The organism is uncultured Oscillibacter sp., assembly GCF_910587525.1.
In the GTDB taxonomy this organism is placed as follows: Bacteria; Bacillota; Clostridia; order Oscillospirales; family Oscillospiraceae; genus Oscillibacter.
Genome location: NZ_CAJULS010000214.1, coordinates 1 through 2,769, shown reverse-complemented (window position 1 = coordinate 2,769; position 2,769 = coordinate 1). Strand labels below are relative to the sequence as shown.

The 2,769-nt window shown below is 58.3% G+C and carries 3 protein-coding genes; all 3 read right to left on the bottom strand.

The window, feature by feature from the left end; genetic code table 11:
- On the bottom strand, window positions 1-1,128 hold a 1,128-nt coding region (locus QZ326_RS12640), incomplete at its 3' end, for a CotH kinase family protein (RefSeq protein WP_295745848.1).
- An 11-nt stretch (window positions 1,129-1,139) separates the two neighbouring features.
- Window positions 1,140-1,811: a DUF4956 domain-containing protein gene (locus QZ326_RS12635; RefSeq protein WP_295745845.1), complete on the bottom strand. Its 672-nt coding sequence runs from the start codon at window positions 1,809-1,811 to the stop codon at window positions 1,140-1,142.
- A gap of 24 nt (window positions 1,812-1,835) precedes the next feature.
- Window positions 1,836-2,510: a polyphosphate polymerase domain-containing protein gene (locus tag QZ326_RS12630; RefSeq protein ID WP_295745842.1), complete on the bottom strand. Its 675-nt coding sequence runs from the start codon at window positions 2,508-2,510 to the stop codon at window positions 1,836-1,838.
- Window positions 2,511-2,769: the final 259 nt, after the last annotated feature.

Below are 2,769 nucleotides of genomic sequence, written 5' to 3'. Positions count from 1 at the left end.
GTCCCAGGGGATCATACTGAGCTGCCCATCCGCCTCATAAAGATAGTAGTTGTGGACCATGGAGCCGGTGTAGCTGTCGCCGTTAACCACAAAGTTGTGGACCACGAAGTACCGGAGGACATGGTCCACATCCACGGCGCGCTCAATATCCGTCCCTTCCCCCAGGGTTTTGAGGGCCTGGATCAGCCGCGCCTGGTCCGCCTCCGTCACGTCCGTCTTGGCACTGGAGAAGATATTGGAATAGCTGTCCGGGTCGTCATCGCTGTATTTCAGCTTCACATCGTCAGAGCCCATTCCGCCGCCGGGAGCCCCCTCTCCCTTGCCGCCCTCCTGCACAGGCATATCAGGGCGCTGTCTACCCTGCATCGCGCCGCCGGGCATTTCGTCCATGGCAGGCGGTTCTTCCCCCTGCTGCGAAAAAACACCGGATCTTCCGGGAGGGGCAAACTGCTCCAGCTGGGAGAGGTCCTCCATATCAAAGTCCCGGCCATTGCCCCGGCCGCCGCCGAAGCTCATGCTGTCCGGCTTGTAGAGCATACCGTACTGGCTGCCGTAGTTCCGCTGAAGGAAGCTCTCCTCCACGCCCTCCACCGCCAGATACAGCCCCCACTCCTCCCCGTTGACAGTGATGAAGACAAAGCTGCAAAGGGGCGCGGACACGCCAAACTCCCCCATCATTCGGTAGGTGAGGTAGTCCTTCATATAGGTGTTGTCCTGAATAATATTGTTGAGACACAGCTTATCCAAGCCGTAGTAAGTCTTGCCGCTGTCGTAGTGGTCGAACTCCAGCTTGAAGCTGTAGCGGCTGCTGTCCATGGCGGAGACCGTGCTGAGGGAGGTGTTGCCCTTGGCGCGGATTCCCACGTTTTTGTACGCCTCGCCGTCGATAACGGCGGCGCAGGCGGCGTACTCTTCATTTTCACAGGTCTCGATGAAATCATCCCAGCCGTCCATGACAATGTCGATGGTATGTACCCTGGCGGTGTCAAAGAGCCGGGTCTCGTACCCCTGGACCCTGGAGGCAGGCTGAAGGCCCAGAGCCTCGCCGTTGACAAACAGGAGCGCCACCAGCAGGGAGAGCAGGGCGGCGGCGAGACAGATGCGGTCGATGTATTTGTGCGTCGACATGGACGTCCCCCTTATCCCATGTAGTCTCCGTTGTAGCTGACCAGCACAGCGCTGTCCACGCCCTCCATCTCCGCCAGGGTATTGATGAAGTCCGTGTCGTCATTTCTCAGACGGATCTCCATGTTCAGCTCCACCGCGCCCTTTCGGGCGGTCTTACTCTTGACTGTGCAGCGCTCCGCGCACCGCTCCAGATAAGCCTGGGCCCGGGTCTCGCTCTCATGGCCCGCACACTGGAGTACCACGATATAGGGGTCCACATGGGACTTTTTATTCACAAAGACCAGCAGCACCGCGCCAATAACCAGGCTGCCCAATACCGCCAGAGGGATCATCCCTGCCGCCAGTACGATGCCCACGGCGATGGACCAGAACAAAAAGGCGATGTCCAGAGGCTCCTTGATGGCGGTGCGGAAACGGACAATGGACAGCGCGCCCACCATACCAAGGGACAGTACCACATTGCTGGTAACGGCCAGAATGACCACAGTGGTGATCATGGTCAGGGCCACCAGGGTGACACCGAAACTGGAGGAGTACATCACGCCGGTAAATGTCTTTTTGTAGACCAGGAAGATAAACAGCCCTAGACCAAAGGCCAGTACCAGGGCGACGGCCATGTCCAGCATACTGACGCTGGTGACATTTTCCAAAAAACTGGATTTGAAGACGTCGTTGAAAGTCATAAATATTACTCCTTACTTCTATAATCAGCCGTAGATCCGGCAGGCGGCGTATTTGGAAAAGGCGGCGGACCGGCGGCCGGGCAGCTGTACCGCGTCCCGGATGACGGCGGGCAGGTAGGCGTCCCACTTTACCTCCAGAATTGCGGGCGCATTCCCCGCCGGAATGGTGACACAGTCCGGATTCAGGAAATCGGTACAGTGCAGTCCCGTCCGAATATCGTAATCCAGCGTCACCCGGACATTGCCCGGCGCATAGACGAAGGCCTCCCGCGTGTAGTCCACGATGGTCCTGGGCAGCAGGCCCTGGGACCGCATCTTGCTGTAAAGCTCCAGGACCAGCGCTCTGCCGCTGCCGGGCATCCAGTCCCAGCTGCCGTCCAGGATGGACTGCGCCTCCTCCGCCGTAAGCGGCACAGCGGTCTTGCTCCCCAGGCCGCTGCGCTTGCTTTTTTTCTCCAGGTGGATCAGGGAGGTGTCCCCATCATAATACCGGATGCGGAACTTCTCCCGCCGGTCCACCCCGTCCAGCTTCTCCCGCAGGGCCTTGTCGGCCAGGTTGTCAAAATACAGGCTGCGGATGAAATACTGCCCATTCCGGGCGTGCTCGTCGGGCTCTGCCACCGCCCGCAGCCGCTGGCGGAGCGCAAGCCGGTCAGAGAGGCTGATCTCATGCTTCCACTCGTGCCGGTACTGGCTCATGCCTATCACGTCCTTTCCAAACTTTACTGAGACGCACTCTACCATGAAATGCTGAATCAAATCTGAAAGAACCGGAAACATTTGATCTCCCCCTTTACGCCCCCTGTGCTGTGCCTGTGCGGAAAAGAAACACCGATAACCCCGGAGCCGCTGCGGCTCCGGGGTTATCGGTGTTTCTTTTTTAGGCAATGTTCACATCAGGGTGTCAACGATAAGAGCAAGATAAACAACAGAAAGAAAAACAATGTCAAGTTTATCA